We start from the raw sequence: 14,865 nt of genomic DNA on the forward strand, positions 1-14,865 counted from the left end.
ATATTTGTTCACTTTACTTAGAATAAATAAAAATAATAAATGAAAAAGTATTGGTACGTTTTGTCGGTTTTATTTTTGGTATTATGGGCCTGTAGTTCTGATAATACCGATGAAACACCTATGACAGATGATGATATAAGTATGTCGGATGATGATGGAGGTATGCAAAACGTTTTTGACCGTTCTACGTTGTTGGTCAACTGGGCCGATAACATTATCATACCTTCATATAAGAGTTTTCAAACCACAATGGCTCAATTGGTCATTGATTATGAAAGTTTTGAGCAAGAGCCTATTTTACAGAATTTACAGACTTTACGTACCTCATGGTTAAATGCATATAAAAGCTGGCAAAGTATTTCCATGTTTGAAATTGGGCCTGCAGAGGCAATAGGTTTGCGTTTGAATGTAAATACCTACCCCACAGATGTTATGCTGGTAGAAATGAATATTGCAAATGGTGGGTACAATTTTGATTTGTCATCAAATAGAGATGCCAAGGGTTTTCCTGCTTTGGATTATTTATTGAATGGTTTTGCAACTGATGATTTGGGTATACTTGAGAAGTTTACCACAGATGCCCAAAAGGATGCCAACTTATTGTATTTGAAAGATGTTATAAACAACATTAAGTCTCTCACAGATAGTGTTATTGCTGAATGGGAGGGTGATTACAGAGCTATTTTTGTCAATAACGATGGTTCTTCGGCTACAGCTTCGGTCGACCGATTTTCCAATGACTTTGTTTTTTATTACGAAAAATTTCTTCGAGCTGGTAAAATGGGTATTCCTTTGGGGGTCTTTTCAGGAATCCAGAGTCCTAATACCATTGAATCTTTTTATAGTCCAGAAAATTCAAATGAATTATTTTTAGAAGGATTGGATGCCGTTCAAAATTTTTTCAACGGAGCCTCACTGGGTGAAAGTATGGCCTCTTATCTTACTACTTTGGATAGAAAGGATTTAGCTGATGATATCAACGCACAGTTTGATGCAGCTCGAACAGCGGTTGAAGCATTGGATTCTTTTCGTACTGAGCTGGAAACCAATAACCCCTCAATAGCTATGTTATCGGCTTATGATGAGGTGCAAAAAGCTGTTAGTTTGCTAAAGGTAGATATGTTCTCAGCGATGAGCATCAGTATTGATTTTGTGGATGCAGATGGTGATTAAGTAATAGTGAATTTCCTGACAAAACATTTAAACAAAGAAAGAGAGGCCGCCCCTTTAGCGGTCTTTCGCATTTTATTTGGTCTGCTGATGTTTATCAGTATCATCAGGTTTTGGTCAAAAGGTTGGATTGAAAAGTTATATCTAGAACCAAAGCTTCATTTTACCTATTACGGATTTGAATGGGTAAAGCCTTTGGGCAATTTCACTTACCTGTTATTTATTCTTTGTGCTATTACTTCAATAATGATACTGCTAGGCTACAAGTATCGCATCGCCATAGTGCTCTTTTTTCTCAGTTTCACCTATATCGAATTGATGGATAAGACCACCTATTTAAACCATTATTACTTTATTAGTATCCTCAGTTTTTTGATGATTTTTTTGCCAGCAAATGTATACTATGCTATGGACTCATTGCGGAATCCTTCCAAGGCATTTCAAAAAATACCAAGTTGGACCATAGATAGTATAAAATTGCTTTTGGGCATCGTTTACTTTTATGCAGGATTGGCCAAATTGAATTCTGACTGGTTGGTTGATGCCCTTCCACTTAAAATTTGGTTGCCTGCCAAATATGATATTCCATTATTGGGTAATTTATTAACAGAATCATGGGTGCATTATGCGTTTAGTTGGGGTGGTGCTCTGTACGATTTATGCATTCCTTTTTTATTGCTATCTAAAAAGACAAGGCACTTAGCATTTATAATGGTAGTGGCTTTCCATGTATTGACCAGGGTTTTGTTCCCAATAGGGATGTTCCCATATATTATGATAGTGGCAACAATAATCTTCTTTGAGCCTAGGGCGCACTATAAGATATTGAGTTGGTTTTCTAAGATCTTTAAAATTTCAAAAGCATATTTTGATAATGGCAAATCTTTAAGCCGTAAACAAGCTAAAGCCAGTTTTGTTCATTACTTAGTTATTGTTTTTTTTGTGGTTCAGTTGCTACTACCTTTTAGATACCTATTATACCCGGGTGAATTATTTTGGACCGAGGAGGGGTATCGCTTCTCTTGGCGGGTTATGCTCATGGAAAAGGCTGGATATGCGCAATTCAAAATTGTGGATTCAAAAACAGGTAAATGGTTTTATGTAGACAATACTGATTTTTTGACACCCTTACAAGAAAAACAAATGAGCTTTCAACCTGATTTTATTCTGGAATATGCCCATTACTTAAAACAATATTTTGAATCACAAGGGCATCAAAATATTGCTATTTATACGGAAAATTACGTGACACTTAATGGAAGGCGTAGTACTCCCTTGATAGACCCAAAAATTGATTTAACTAAAGAAAAAGAATCTTTTAAACCCAAAACATGGATAGTTCCATTTGAAGATGACATTAAAGGCATTTAGTAGTACTCTAATTTTTTTGACGTTTATATGTATGGCCAACGCGCAGTTCACGTTGAATGGAAAAGTGGTTGATGATAACCGTAAGCCTATTGATGGGGCAGAGGTGTATTTAAAGCCTATCGGCGAATATCATGTTACCACTGCTAATGGTGATTTCAGTTTTGAGAATTTAAGCCAGGGAAATTATATTTTGGTCGCCTTTGCCTTTGAATACAAAGTTTTAGAAGAGCAAATTTCAATTAGTAGAGATAGCAACTTTGATATAAGGTTGAAACCTTTAGGCGAGGAGCTTTCTGAAGTGGTTTTGACCAAAGAACGCGAAAAGATATTTGCAGTCCGCAGTTTGCGCAAAGTTGAGGGTACGGCCATTTATGCTGGAAAAAAGACCGAAGTGGTCGCAGTAGATTTATTGACAGGAAACTTAGCTGCAAATAACGCAAGGCAAATTTATAGCCAAGTTGTAGGTCTCAATATTTATGATAATGGAGATGCTGGCTTGCAATTGAATATTGGGGGTAGAGGATTAGACCCCAATAGAACCGCTAATTTTAATACCCGCCAGAACAATTATGATATCAGTGCCGATGTTTTAGGCTATCCCGAAAGTTATTATACACCTCCCGTTGAAGCACTAAAAGAGATACAGGTAGTTCGTGGGGCTGCCTCCCTTCAATACGGAACCCAATTTGGAGGCTTGATCAACTTCAAGTTCAAGACACCCAACCCCAATAAAAATGTAGAATTGATTTCAAGACAGACGATAGGCTCTAATGGTTTGTTTACTAGTTTTAACAGTATCGGTGGAACAGTAGGGAAATTTAGTTATTACAATTATTTTAATTATAAAGAAGGCGATGGTTTCAGGCCAAATTCATCTTTTAATGCCAGAAATTACCATGGTCATTTTCACTATCAAATATCAGATAAGACTAAGATTTCGTTTGAGGCAACTATTTTAGACTATTTGACACAGCAGCCTGGTGGACTTACAGATGCACAGTTTGATGAAGACCCCACATTTAGTAACCGTGAACGCAATTGGTTTGATATAGATTGGAACCTGGCCGCTTTACGATTGGATCATCGTTTTTCAAACAAAACTGATTTTAGTTTAAACCTATTTGCATTGGATGCCTCGCGAAAGGCCTTGGGTTTTCGTCAAAATAGGGTGGACATCATTGATGATGGCAATGAAAGGGAACTCTTGGTGGATGATTTTCAAAATTGGGGTGCAGAGGCGCGATTATTATCAAGATATCAAATTGGCGGAAAAGATGCCGTCTTTTTAATAGGCTCTAAATATTACCAGGCATACAACCAACAACGGCAGGGGGCAGGGCCAGCTACCGCCGATGCTGATTTTAGGTTTGTCGATGAAGAGTTTCCTGCTTTTCCAAGAAAATCAAAGTACAGATTTCCCAATCTCAATATTGCCGTATTTGGAGAGAATGTGTTCAATTTGACGGATAAATTCTCCATAACACCTGGTTTCCGATTTGAGTATATCAAAACATCTGCAGTGGGCAATTTCACGGAGGTATTCACTGATTTAGCGGGCAATGTAATTGAAACCCGAGTAAACGAAGAAGATCGTGACTTGGAACGTTCTTTTGTTCTCTTGGGCCTTGGAGCTTCCTATAAGTTTAATAAAAGTGTAGAACTCTATGGGAATATTTCACAAAACTATCGCTCCGTAACTTTTAACGATTTACGCATTATCAATCCTTCTCAAGCCATTAGTGAAGACTTAGAAGATGAAGAAGGGTTCACTGCAGATCTTGGGGTACGCGGGCGATTTAGGGATTTTTTCTCTTACGATGCAAGTACCTTTTTGCTGTACTACGATAATCGTATTTCTAGAAATATTGTTACTGTAAATGACCAAAACAGAGTAATCAATCTCACTGATAACGCTGGTACAGCAGTCATTTATGGCCTTGAAGTTTTAGGGAACTGGAATTTGAAAGAGACTTTTTTTAGTTCTTTAGAAGATGTGAAGTTCAATGTTTTTACCAATATAGCTTTGACCGATTCAGAGTACACAGAATCTGATATTAATAATGTTGAAGGAAAAAAGGTAGAGCATATTCCTTCAGTAAACTTTAGATCCGGTTTAAACTTGGGCTACAAAGACTTTTTGGCATCATTTCAATATACCTATTTATCAAAACAGTTTAATGATCCTCAGAATTCCCCACCGTTCCCTGATGCCACCGCACCTGGTGCAGGAATCATAGGAGAATTGCCTGCGTATACCATTTTAGATTTATCACTATCGTATTCTTATAAAAAATGGAAGCTTGAAGCCGGGGTGAATAACCTTTTAGACGAAAGCTATTTTACAAGACGGGCTAATGGATATCCAGGACCAGGAATTATTCCAGCTGATTCCCGCACTTTTTATACTACCATACAGGTCAAATTATAAGAATGTTTATATAATTGGTGGTGTATTTTGACTAAAAGAAGCTTTACCTAGCCCTATACAAGTTCGAGTGTCCGCTAACAGCGGATGTATCGAGAATAAGAATTTTTAGATTAAAAACCTTGTTCTCGATACTTTTTCCTCTGGAAAAAACTCAAACTGACGGCTTTGGCAATCTATAATTATAAAATACACAACGGGCTAATTATTCAGATATACTAAACGCTCCAATCGCGCTAATTCTTTGTCATCCACATACTTTCCAATTTCCTTGCGGAATTGCTCCATGCTGGTGTACGGTCGATATTCTTCAAACTCGTGCGCCATTCGGTTACCTACGCCTGGTAGGGCTTTGATAGTTTCTTCAGAAGCTGTATTCAGTTCAATGGGAACAAACACATAACTTTCGTAGCGAGATACTTCATCTTTATCGACATATTTACCAATTTCAGTGCGAAACTGTCGAATGCTAACATATGGCCTATATTCCTCAAATTCATGTGCCATTCGGTCCCCAACACCAGGAATCATTTTAAAATCTTCCTCTGCGGTAGTATTTAAATTAAATGGTACAAAAATCTTCTGGTACAGTTCAGCTTTATCCATTTCTGACCCAATGAGTGCATCAAAGTCATTCATGGTTAGAAACGGTCTTTTTTCCAATATCTGGGAAATCATTTCCATAGGCATTCCAATTTTGGTGAGATCAGCTTCGGTTGCCAAGTTAGCATTTAGCATGGTAGCCATTTCTTCTTTTTCAATTTCTTCCATTTCGGATTTATCGGAACTTGTTTCCACTTTGTCCGCAGTGCTTACCTCTGGAGTTTCTTTCTCTTTTATTTCTTTACAGGCCGTGACTGCAATTCCCAAAAGAATAATACCAAATACCAATGTTCTAAACGTTCTCATCATTTTTGTTTTTTTAATAATATTAGATATGAATAACCAATCAATGCCAACACAATCATACTGCAAGGGGCAAGCGCGGGCAGTGCACCCGACATGCTTTCTAAAAAGAGACTCCAACCGTTGGCAGTAGGCCTCATCTCCAATTCAAACTCATAATTTGCTCGTAGGTGCAGAAACGCGCCGTAGATACCACTTAGAGCGGTAATAGCCAATACCAGTTTAAAAATATGGACTAATCCATCGCTTTTTTTAAAAAAAAGGAGGAATATGAATACGATTGAAATTGCTATGCAAATTAAGGGAATCAACTGTTCTATGTCTTCAAAATGATTAAGAAGGTATAGTTCTAAAGCAGTGCCAAAGAGCATGAACAATAAGGCTGTTAAAATCACTTGTTTTAAGGGATTATTAATCTTATGGACCTTTTGTTTTCGCATAGGCCATAAAAATAAGTATTGGTGGTTTATTTAAAAAATTATTTAGATAAATTCTAAATAATTTTTTAAAGGCTCTCTTAGTCCTTAGAAAAAAGGAAAGCGGCTGAATCCAATAGCCGCTTTCCAAACCTAACTAAGAACCTGAAAACACTTAGGTAATTAGTTTTCTATAAAACGATAATCGATGTCGCTATACTTTAAGATATTAATTTTTTTAGGTTTAATACTCAGTAGTGCTTTGAGCTCTGCCAACTCGATTTTGCTCAGCAATATAATAAAATGCTTAGTACCGACCGAAAGAGGAATTTTGCGGTGTGTTGCCGTACATTTTAATTGGTTTTGCCAATAGTTGATATCCAAATTAAATAGATGCTCTTTAAAAGCCTCTAACTCCCATTCAAATAATTCAAAACAAAGATTATTATACATTACTTGAAAAAGATGACTTCTATTACAGTAGGTAATTATACCGTTTTTTGATTGATAAATTATTTTTCTTGTAAGACACATAATAGATAATTTCAATTCAAATATAATATTATTTATATTAAGTCTAAATAAAAATAAATTTAAAATTCTCTATGCATAGCTAAGCCTAATACTTGATTTAAAAACAGTATCTTTGCACGCAATTAATCCGTAATTGCAATGGAAGCCCACCTAAATAAAATTCTCGGCGAAGGCCTAACATATGATGATGTTCTTTTAGTGCCGGCCTTTTCTGAAGTGCTGCCAAGAGAGGTTAGTATCAAATCAAAGTTTACACGCAACATTACCATTAACGTGCCAATCGTATCGGCTGCTATGGATACCGTTACAGAATCAAAAATGGCCATTGCAATTGCTCAAGAAGGTGGTATTGGGGTACTGCACAAAAACATGACCATTGAGCAACAGGCTATCAAAGTACGAAAGGTAAAACGTGCTGAAAGTGGAATGATACTAGATCCTGTTACCATGCCTTTAAATTCTAAAGTTAGCGACGCAAAGGCGAATATGCGAGAGCATAGCATAGGTGGAATTCCTATTGTAGATGGTGATGGCAAATTGATAGGTATCGTAACTAATCGAGATTTAAGATTTGAAAAAAATAATGAAAGACCCATTTCTGAGGTAATGACCTCAGAGAATTTGGTGACTGCGGGCGAAGGGACTTCGCTATCAGAAGCCGAAGATATTTTACAGGAACATAAAATTGAAAAATTACCGGTAGTTGACGATAACTATAAACTAGTTGGGCTAATTACTTTTAGGGACATTACAAAACTCACCCAAAAACCTATAGCCAATAAGGATAAATATGGAAGACTTCGTGTGGCTGCCGCTTTAGGAGTTACCGGTGATGCCGTTGATAGGGCAGAGGCCTTAGTTCGAGCGGGAGTAGATGCCGTGGTTATCGATACTGCCCATGGTCATACCAAAGGTGTGGTTTCTGTTTTAAAAGAGGTAAAAAAGAGTTTTCCAGACTTAGAAGTTATTGTTGGAAACATTGCGACTGGTGAAGCCGCCAAATATTTGGTTGAAGCTGGTGCTGATGCCGTCAAAGTAGGTATAGGTCCGGGTTCAATATGTACAACAAGGGTTGTTGCTGGCGTTGGTTTTCCGCAATTTTCTGCAGTTTTAGAAGTTTCAGCAGCTATTAAAGGTTCAGGTGTGCCTGTAATTGCCGATGGTGGAATACGTTATACGGGTGATATCCCCAAAGCTATAGCCGCTGGTGCCGACACGGTAATGTTGGGGTCTCTGTTAGCTGGTACTAAAGAATCTCCTGGAGAAACTATTATCTATGAAGGGCGTAAGTTTAAAAGTTACCGAGGTATGGGTTCTGTTGAAGCCATGAAGCAAGGTTCAAAAGATCGCTATTTTCAGGATGTAGAAGATGATATCAAGAAACTGGTTCCGGAAGGTATTGTAGGGCGTGTGCCTTATAAAGGGGATTTGTTTGAAAGTATTCATCAGTTTGTCGGCGGGCTTAGAGCTGGTATGGGCTATTGCGGCGCAAAAGATATTGAGACCCTAAAAGAAACTGGACGTTTTGTAAAGATTACAGCTAGCGGTATCAACGAAAGCCATCCGCATGATGTAACGATTACCAAAGAAAGTCCAAACTATAGTAGGTAATTCGTTTAAGCAGTCAATAGATCTTTGCGAGTAAATTAATTCATTTCGCTATGTTTGTTAAAACCAACTGACGGGCAAATGACTTTTATCGAAAATCCAGTTTATGTATTGACTGTTTTAGCATTAATGGTGCTTTTATCACTTTATGCTGCTAAAACGAAATGGGGCAAACCTTTTGGAGCTGCACTTTTGGTGATTGTTTTCACAGCTGTTGTTGCCAATTTAAAGTTGATTCCTTCCGCTTCTAATTCAATTCCCCTTTACGATGCCATTTTTAATTATCTAGCGCCAATTTCCATTTTCTTTTTATTGCTTGGAGCTAATTTAAAGTCCATTAAAAAGGCTGGTATACCTATGATCGGGCTCTTTCTTATCGGATCGTTAGCGACAGTTTTAGGTATTCTTATTTCTTGGTACCTCATTTCTCCGCAAAACGTTTTAGGAGATGATGGAAAAATTTTGGCCGGAATGCTTACGGGTACGTACACTGGTGGAAGTGTAAATTTTAATGCAGTCGCTTTGGCTTATGATTTTCAAGAAAAAGGAATTCTGTATGCTGGGGCAATTGCGGTAGATAATGTGGTAACGGCTATTTGGGTAGTTATCACAATAGCTTTTCCTATGTTTTTAAGACGTTTCATCAAGGATAAAAAGTTGAGTACTGATATAGCGCAAGAAAAAGAAGTCAAAGCCAATAACATGGACTTAAAATCATTAGGTTGGTTACTGTTTATTGGTCTTTCATCTTTTTTAATATCAGAACTAGTTTCGAAGGTTCTTCCAAGTATTCCATCTATAATTACATTGTCAACCATTGGCATCATATTAGCTCAAACTTCTTTTGTTTCAAAGTTAAAAGGGGGGCACACTCTTGGTCTGTATTTGGTATACCTTTTTCTAGCAGTAATTGGGGCGTATTGTGAAATAGGTGCTGTATTGGCTCTTAAAGAGATTGGATTGACTTTATTGTTTTTTACATCTTTGGCAGTTTTAATTCATGGCTTGATAATCATTGTTTTAGGAGGCTCTATTTTTCGTGATTGGGATATGCTTTCCATAGCAAGTCAAGCCAATGTAGGTGGCGGTACTTCTGCTATCGCATTGGCGGAAACGTTCAATCGCAAAGAATTAATATTACCGGCTATTTTGGTTGGAACGCTGGGTAATGCCTTAGGAACTTATCTTGGTTTTATGGTTGTATCGATTTTGTGAAATCATTTACCAACCCCAGAGTAGGACTTCCAGTCTTTTTCTTTGTAGATGTTTTCGCCAAAATACTTGGCAATTTGTAGAAATGGTTTTACTTTTTGGTAACCGGGTACTGGCGAAAGCATTTTCAATTCTTCATCTAAAAATATAACTGTGGGATAACTCATCTTACCTTGCAGTAAAGCTGCCGCTAATTCATGGTAACCACGTCTGCCTTGGGGTACGAATTTGAAAGTTTTACCATCATATTCAATAGGCTCTTTGCCTTCAGCGTCCATTTTAACCATGTAGAAATTTTCAGCCATATAGGCTGCAACTATAGGATTTTGAAAAGTATCTTTGTCCATTTTTTTGCACCATCCACACCAATCGGTGTAAACGTCCACAAAAATCTTTTTTGGATTTGTTTCAGTCTTGGATAATGTAACGGCTTCTTCCCAAGAAACCCATTGTACTTCTTGTGCAGTTATAGAAATGGTAAATAACAGGACTAGGTTAAGTAAAAACTTCTTCATAATTCAGCAATTCATCTTAATCATTTAGTCTTATAACTATATCAAAACTAACGAAAATTGTGCCAAATTATTTCACAACTACCTTTTCTACTTTTGCTTCAAATACATCAGCGATATCAACTTGATTTTTAAGAATATCATCAAAGGTTTCACGTTCACGAATTAAATGGGCTTTTCCTTGATAATAGAGTACTTCCGCCGGACGATATCTAGAATTGTAATTACTGGCCATAGTAAAACAATACGCACCTGCATTTTTAAAAGCCAGAATATCTCCCTCAGCTATTTCATTAATCCGTCTATTACTGCCAAAGGTGTCTGTTTCACAGATGTAACCAACAACCGAATAATAACGCTCCCGTCCATCAGGATTGGAAATATTAACAATTTCATGATTAGAACCATAGAGCATTGGGCGTATTAAGTGATTAAAGCCCGAATCTACACTGGCAAATATTGTAGAAGTAGTTTGCTTTACCACATTAACTTTTGCTAAAAAATACCCAGCCTCACTCACTAAAAACTTACCAGGTTCAAAGGCCAAAGTCAATTGTCTACCATATTCACTACAAAACTGATTGAAGCGGGCGGTCAATTTTTTGCCCAACTCTTCAACATTAGTTTCAATATCACCTGATTTATAGGGTACCTTAAACCCACTTCCAAAATCAATGAAATCTAAGTTTTTGAAATTTTTAGCGGTTTCAAAGAGAATTTCTGAAGCGTATAAGAAAACATCAATATCAAGAATGTCACTGCCAGTATGCATATGAATTCCGTTAATATTCATATTAGTCAAGTCAACAATTCGTAATAAATGGGGAATTTGATGAATGCTTATTCCAAATTTAGAATCGATATGACCAACAGAAATATTCGAATTTCCACCTGCCATTACATGCGGATTAATTCGAATACAAACAGGAATATCTGGATGCTTGCTGCCAAATTGTTCTAATACCGATAGGTTATCGATATTAATTTGAACCCCTAGAGTGGCAGCCTCTTCAATTTCTTCTAAGGAAACGCCATTTGGGGTATATATTATAGACTCGGGTTTAAAACCGGCAAGTAAGCCCAATTTCACCTCTTGAATTGATACCGTGTCAAGTCCACTGCCAAGACTATGCATTAAACGTAATACCGCGATGTTTGAAAGTGCTTTACAGGCATAATTCAAACGTAGGCTTTCTACTCCTTTAAAAGCATTGGTCAAACGTTCATATTGCGACGTTATTTTAGTAGCATCATAGACATATAAGGGTGCTCCATACGTTTTAGCTACTTTCAAGAGTTCTGATGATTTCATAAACAAGTTTTGTTCAAATTTAAAATAGGATTTACTTTGAAGCAAGAAATAATGTCGATAATTAATTAAATACAACAATTTGTTATAAAAATAACAAAAAAGAATATTGACTTGTTCTCTCGATGTCCTTATTTTAGAGAAAAATTTGTTCATGAAGTTACCTATGTTTCCTTTGCAATCTGTTTTTTTTCCTGGTGAAACCGTTCCCTTGCATATTTTTGAGGAGCGCTATCAGCAGTTGATCAAAGACTGCCGTGAAGAAGCGATTACATTTGGAATTCCGGTGTATATCAATAAAAAAATTGAGTACGGAACAGAAGTACAATTGGTTGAAGTGGTCAACACTTATGAAGGTGGTGAAATGGATGTAGTTTGTGTTGCACGTCAAGTGTTTAAAATCGTAACTTTTGATAATGAAATGGATGAAAAGCTCTACGCCGGTGGAGAAGTTAAGTTTTTAGAGGCTAATAATGATGCAGATGAAAGCTTGCGAGAAGAAGTCCTCGAAAAAATCCAAGAGCTCTACGATTTGATGGGTGTAGAATTGCCTCTAGTGCCTTCTGAAAAGTTCAATAGCTATGCATTTGCTCATAAAATGGGGCTTTCTTTTGATCAAGAGTATGAGCTTTTGCAATTGACAAATGAAACGGAACGCTTGCATTACATTAGACTGCATTTAGAATCAACGATTACGGTACTCAAACAGATAAATAATACCAAAGCGGTTATTGAAATGAATGGACATTTTAAAAATTTTGACCCATTAGACTTTGAAGACTTTAAAGTAGATTAGGGACTAGCTCTTTACTATTGAACAATCAATTAATTTTATTCTGCATTTATAATTATTAATTCTACCTCTGGTTTCCTATTTTTGTCACCTTAATATAATTTTACGATCATATGAACCTTCATGAATATCAGGGTAAAGAAATTTTGGCAAGTTTTGGAGTGAGAATTCAACGTGGTATTGTTGCTCACAATGCAAAGGAAGCAGTTGATGCAGCAAAGCAATTGACTCAAGAAACCGGAACGGGATGGCATGTCATCAAGGCCCAGGTCCATGCTGGTGGTCGAGGTAAAGGCGGAGGAGTAAAATTGGCCAAGAACTTGAAAGAAGTTGAAGAATTGGCAGGTTCAATTATTGGAATGAACCTGATTACACCTCAAACTTCCGCAGAAGGTAAAAAGGTTCATCAAGTTTTGATTGCTGAAGATGTGTATTATCCAGGTGATAGTGAAACCAGTGAGTTTTATATGTCAGTCTTGTTAAATCGAGGAACAGGTAGAAATATGATCATGTATTCTACTGAAGGTGGAATGGATATTGAAGAAGTTGCAGAAAAAACTCCTCATTTAATATTTACCGAAGAAATAGATCCAGCTGTCGGATTAATGCCTTTTCAAGCTAGAAAAGTTGCTTTTAACCTTGGATTGTCGGGTACAGCTTTTAAAGAAATGACCAAATTTGTTGCTTCTTTGTACAAAGCTTACGTGGAGAGTGATTCCAGTATGTTTGAGATTAATCCAGTTTTAAAAACATCGGATGATAAAATAATGGCGGTAGATGCTAAGGTTTCTATTGACGACAATGCGCTTTATCGCAGAAAACAGTATGCTGAGATGCGTGATTTGCGCGAAGAAAACGCCATTGAGGTTGAGGCAAGGGCAGTAGGCCTTAATTATGTTGATTTAGATGGTAACGTGGGTTGTATGGTTAATGGTGCAGGACTTGCCATGGCTACTATGGATTTGATAAAAATGGCTGGTGGAGAACCAGCTAACTTCTTGGATGTTGGTGGTACGGCAGATGCAAAGAGAGTAGAAGAAGCTTTTCGAATTATTTTGAAAGATCCTAATGTAAAAGCTATTTTGATAAATATCTTCGGAGGTATAGTTCGTTGTGACCGTGTGGCTCAAGGAGTAGTTGATGCTTATAAGAATATGGGTGATGCCATTAAAGTCCCAATCATTGTGAGGCTACAGGGAACCAACGCTGAATTGGCAAAAGAGATTATTGATAATTCAGGATTGGCGGTTCATTCGGCTGTTCAATTTCAAGAAGCTGCTGATAAAGTAAAAGAAGTGTTAGCATAGCTTTCTTATTGATAATAAATATTTGAAGGGGTAATGTTTAACTAACATTGCCCTTTTTTTGATTTCTTCAACGAACCTACTGTAGAAACTGAGTAAAAAGTAAAAGTCAAATAGAAAGAATGAAGAAAAATCGTTCTTTTATGATAAATTGGTGCGGTTTCTTCAAGAGGTTTTTGCCACTTTTCCAAAGCATTTAATATAACCTTATAGTTATCAAATTTATAAAAGCATTAAATAGCGTATACAGGTTCTTTTGGCAAGGCTTTTCAATTTAATTTTGAGGCGATGTAGAAAATCAAGGATTCGATAAAAAATTGTTAAGAATATAGACTTAAAGTAACAAATATCTTTTTCGAACGTCTTTATAGTATTACATCATCAATCAATATTAATCAATCTCCAATAAATTCAACTGGAGGTTAAAACAACAAGTCATGAGAAAAATGAGCCTAGTTTTGGTTACAGCAGCTATGTTTTTAGTTGCTAATGTTTCAGCAAACATAAATGCTGAACCTGTAAATTCCACTAAAAATTTATCTGCACAAATTCACAAGATGCTTGAAAGTAATTCTTTTAATGTCGAAGAAGATTTAACTGCCAATGTACAATTCACCATCAATAAAAATGGCGAAATTGTTGTGCTATCAGTCGACACCACTGATGATACTTTAGATAGTTTTGTAAAAGGTCGTTTAAACTATCAAAAAGTTGACTTTGCCAATTTTAAAGAGGGTAGAACATACACAGTTCCTGTGAGAATAGCTGTATAGAATATAGTTATTTGAATTAGCTGAAAAATCCTGAATCAATTCAGGATTTTTTTATTATACGAAAATTGAGTTCTACCAGTTATTATAAGGTAACCCTTTTTCTATGAATACCTACCAAGACAAACTAAGTGTTTTAAGTGAGTTGATTGATTTTGCTCGAGTTGATTACAAGATCAAAGAATCTGAATATGATTTTTTATTGAGCGTCGCTAATCTTCTTGACGTAAAAAAGGCTTCATTAGATAGCTTGTTGAGGCAAAAGCCATCAACAAAGACACCTAGTACGGAGCTAGAAAAGATAGTCCAATTTAATCGTCTCTTACTGCTCATGAATATTGACGAAGAACAGCATAAAAAAGAGATTGAACGTCTACACAATATTGGATTATGGATGGGGTTGCCACCTTCGGCCATAGGCCAAGTCTTAGAAGTGATGCATAAATACCCTAATAAAGTAGTTCCACCCAAAGTACTTATCAATATTTTTAAAGCACATCAAAATTAAATCATGCCAAAATGACATGAATTAAAT

14 protein-coding genes are annotated in these 14,865 nt (G+C 36.5%); 9 read left to right on the top strand and 5 right to left on the bottom strand.

Annotation, left to right across the window (positions count from 1 at the left end; genetic code table 11):
- The first annotated feature begins 39 nt into the window (after nucleotides 1-39).
- From RM706_RS14405 to RM706_RS14415, 3 genes are read left to right on the top strand one after another with little or no spacing between them, the layout of a single operon-like run.
- Nucleotides 40-1,173, top strand: coding sequence for an imelysin family protein (locus tag RM706_RS14405; RefSeq protein WP_311352778.1), 1,134 nt, complete (start codon nucleotides 40-42; stop codon nucleotides 1,171-1,173).
- Between the two features lie 3 nt (nucleotides 1,174-1,176).
- The gene (locus RM706_RS14410; RefSeq protein WP_311353012.1) at nucleotides 1,177-2,541 is read left to right on the top strand and encodes an HTTM domain-containing protein; all 1,365 of its coding nucleotides are present in this window, start codon (nucleotides 1,177-1,179) and stop codon (nucleotides 2,539-2,541) included.
- Between the two features lie 16 nt (nucleotides 2,542-2,557).
- Nucleotides 2,558-4,969: a TonB-dependent receptor domain-containing protein gene (locus RM706_RS14415; protein WP_311352780.1), complete on the top strand. Its 2,412-nt coding sequence runs from the start codon at nucleotides 2,558-2,560 to the stop codon at nucleotides 4,967-4,969.
- Nucleotides 4,970-5,167: 198 nt separating this feature from the next.
- On the opposite strand, the gene RM706_RS14420 is transcribed toward RM706_RS14415, so the two are convergent.
- The 3 genes from RM706_RS14420 to RM706_RS14430 form a co-directional block, all read right to left on the bottom strand.
- A complete protein-coding gene (locus RM706_RS14420) occupies nucleotides 5,168-5,878 on the bottom strand; it encodes a helix-hairpin-helix domain-containing protein (RefSeq protein WP_311352782.1) in 711 nt (236 codons plus the stop codon).
- Entirely contained in the window at nucleotides 5,875-6,312 is a 438-nt protein-coding gene (locus tag RM706_RS14425) for a hypothetical protein (protein WP_311352784.1), read from the bottom strand. The genes RM706_RS14420 and RM706_RS14425 overlap by 4 nt, the downstream gene beginning before the upstream one ends.
- A 159-nt stretch (nucleotides 6,313-6,471) precedes the next feature.
- Nucleotides 6,472-6,822 (bottom strand): DUF6686 family protein, encoded by a 351-nt coding sequence (locus RM706_RS14430; protein WP_311352786.1) that lies wholly within the window; start codon nucleotides 6,820-6,822, stop codon nucleotides 6,472-6,474.
- Nucleotides 6,823-6,960: 138 nt separating this feature from the next.
- On the opposite strand from RM706_RS14430, the gene guaB reads away from it, so the two are divergent.
- Nucleotides 6,961-8,433: an IMP dehydrogenase gene (gene guaB / locus RM706_RS14435; protein ID WP_311352788.1), complete on the top strand. Its 1,473-nt coding sequence runs from the start codon at nucleotides 6,961-6,963 to the stop codon at nucleotides 8,431-8,433.
- Nucleotides 8,434-8,511: 78 nt separating this feature from the next.
- Nucleotides 8,512-9,645 carry a DUF819 family protein gene (locus tag RM706_RS14440; RefSeq protein WP_311352790.1) on the top strand — a complete coding sequence of 378 codons (1,134 nt, stop codon included), beginning with the start codon at nucleotides 8,512-8,514 and terminating at the stop codon, nucleotides 9,643-9,645.
- 2 nt (nucleotides 9,646-9,647) lie between these two features.
- On the opposite strand, the gene RM706_RS14445 is transcribed toward RM706_RS14440, so the two are convergent.
- Nucleotides 9,648-10,157, bottom strand: a complete 510-nt coding sequence (locus RM706_RS14445; protein WP_311352792.1) for a thioredoxin family protein — start codon at nucleotides 10,155-10,157, stop codon at nucleotides 9,648-9,650.
- 67 nt (nucleotides 10,158-10,224) lie between these two features.
- A complete protein-coding gene (gene lysA, locus RM706_RS14450) occupies nucleotides 10,225-11,619 on the bottom strand; it encodes a diaminopimelate decarboxylase (protein ID WP_311352795.1) in 1,395 nt (464 codons plus the stop codon).
- On the opposite strand from lysA, the gene RM706_RS14455 reads away from it, so the two are divergent.
- The 4 genes from RM706_RS14455 to RM706_RS14470 all read left to right on the top strand — a co-directional run bounded on the left by RM706_RS14455 (nucleotide 11,618) and on the right by RM706_RS14470 (nucleotide 14,838).
- Nucleotides 11,618-12,259, top strand: coding sequence for an LON peptidase substrate-binding domain-containing protein (locus RM706_RS14455; RefSeq protein WP_311352797.1), 642 nt, complete (start codon nucleotides 11,618-11,620; stop codon nucleotides 12,257-12,259). The two genes, lysA and RM706_RS14455, sit on opposite strands and share 2 nt — an antisense overlap.
- 110 nt (nucleotides 12,260-12,369) lie before the next feature.
- Nucleotides 12,370-13,563, top strand: a complete 1,194-nt coding sequence (sucC, locus tag RM706_RS14460) for an ADP-forming succinate--CoA ligase subunit beta (RefSeq protein WP_311352799.1) — start codon at nucleotides 12,370-12,372, stop codon at nucleotides 13,561-13,563.
- Between the two features lie 434 nt (nucleotides 13,564-13,997).
- The gene (locus tag RM706_RS14465) at nucleotides 13,998-14,333 is read left to right on the top strand and encodes a hypothetical protein (RefSeq protein ID WP_311352801.1); all 336 of its coding nucleotides are present in this window, start codon (nucleotides 13,998-14,000) and stop codon (nucleotides 14,331-14,333) included.
- A gap of 103 nt (nucleotides 14,334-14,436) precedes the next feature.
- Nucleotides 14,437-14,838: a TerB family tellurite resistance protein gene (locus RM706_RS14470; RefSeq protein WP_311352803.1), complete on the top strand. Its 402-nt coding sequence runs from the start codon at nucleotides 14,437-14,439 to the stop codon at nucleotides 14,836-14,838.
- The last annotated feature ends 27 nt before the right edge of the window (nucleotides 14,839-14,865 follow it).

The organism is Croceitalea rosinachiae (assembly GCF_031846445.1).
Taxonomy (GTDB): Bacteria; Bacteroidota; Bacteroidia; order Flavobacteriales; family Flavobacteriaceae; genus Croceitalea; species Croceitalea rosinachiae.

Coding starts and splice junctions, on each gene's coding strand:
- RM706_RS14445 (WP_311352792.1), bottom strand. CDS start 10,157: ATGAAGAAGTTTTTACTTAACCTAGTCCTGTTATTTACCATTTCTATA.
- RM706_RS14470 (WP_311352803.1), top strand. CDS start 14,437: ATGAATACCTACCAAGACAAACTAAGTGTTTTAAGTGAGTTGATTGAT.
- RM706_RS14455 (WP_311352797.1), top strand. CDS start 11,618: ATGAAGTTACCTATGTTTCCTTTGCAATCTGTTTTTTTTCCTGGTGAA.
- sucC (WP_311352799.1), top strand. CDS start 12,370: ATGAACCTTCATGAATATCAGGGTAAAGAAATTTTGGCAAGTTTTGGA.
- RM706_RS14420 (WP_311352782.1), bottom strand. CDS start 5,878: ATGATGAGAACGTTTAGAACATTGGTATTTGGTATTATTCTTTTGGGA.
- RM706_RS14430 (WP_311352786.1), bottom strand. CDS start 6,822: ATGTGTCTTACAAGAAAAATAATTTATCAATCAAAAAACGGTATAATT.
- guaB (WP_311352788.1), top strand. CDS start 6,961: ATGGAAGCCCACCTAAATAAAATTCTCGGCGAAGGCCTAACATATGAT.
- RM706_RS14465 (WP_311352801.1), top strand. CDS start 13,998: ATGAGAAAAATGAGCCTAGTTTTGGTTACAGCAGCTATGTTTTTAGTT.
- RM706_RS14440 (WP_311352790.1), top strand. CDS start 8,512: ATGACTTTTATCGAAAATCCAGTTTATGTATTGACTGTTTTAGCATTA.
- RM706_RS14405 (WP_311352778.1), top strand. CDS start 40: ATGAAAAAGTATTGGTACGTTTTGTCGGTTTTATTTTTGGTATTATGG.
- RM706_RS14425 (WP_311352784.1), bottom strand. CDS start 6,312: ATGCGAAAACAAAAGGTCCATAAGATTAATAATCCCTTAAAACAAGTG.
- lysA (WP_311352795.1), bottom strand. CDS start 11,619: ATGAACAAATTTTTCTCTAAAATAAGGACATCGAGAGAACAAGTCAAT.